The sequence below is a fragment of the Streptomyces apricus genome (assembly GCF_008369065.1).
Lineage (GTDB): Bacteria > Actinomycetota > Actinomycetes > Streptomycetales > Streptomycetaceae > Streptomyces > Streptomyces apricus.
The window spans coordinates 1-599 of sequence record NZ_VDFC01000095.1 but is presented as its reverse complement, the minus strand read 5'-3'; the positions used below and the strand labels follow the sequence as shown (position 1 = coordinate 599).

The 599-nt window shown below is 68.6% G+C and carries 1 protein-coding gene; it reads left to right on the top strand.

Annotation, left to right across the window (positions count from 1 at the left end; all coding sequences use genetic code 11):
• Positions 1–46: 46 nt before the first annotated feature.
• Positions 47–599 (top strand): transposase family protein (locus FGF04_RS37505; protein WP_149515870.1); only part of this gene is annotated, 553 nt, incomplete at its 3' end.

The window sequence follows — 599 nt, the reverse complement described above, 5'->3', positions numbered from 1 at the left end:
TAAGGGTTGTCCCGTAACTGCCGGTCACGGGTGAGATAATCTTGCTGTGTCTGGTGTGATCACGGCGTCGGAGCCCTCCTGGATAGGCCCGTTCACCGGCCTGAGCCCGCGCCAGTTCGGCAAGCTGATCACCGCGTTGCGGCGGGAGGGGGCGGACCCGGTGCGCAAGGGACGGCCGTGGAGCCTGCCGCTGGAGGACCGGGTCCTGCTGGTCGCCGCGTACTGGCGGACCAACCTGACGCTGCGGCAACTGGCGCCGCTGTTCGGGGTGTCGAAGTCGGCCGCGAACCGCATCATCGACCACCTCGGCCCGGCGCTCGCACTCCAGCAGCGCAAGCGGTTCCGCAAGGACACCGTGCTGATTGTGGACGGAACCCTGGTCCCCACCCGCGACCACACCATCGCCGAACAGTCGAAGAACTACCGGTACTCGACCAACCACCAGGTCGTCATCGACGCCGACACCCGGCTTGTCGTCGCGGTCGGCCGGCCGCTGCCCGGCAACCGCAACGACTGCAAGGCATGGGAACTCTCCGGCGCGAAAGACGCCGTCGGCCAGGCCACCGTCATCGCGGACGGCGGCTACCGGGGTACCGGCC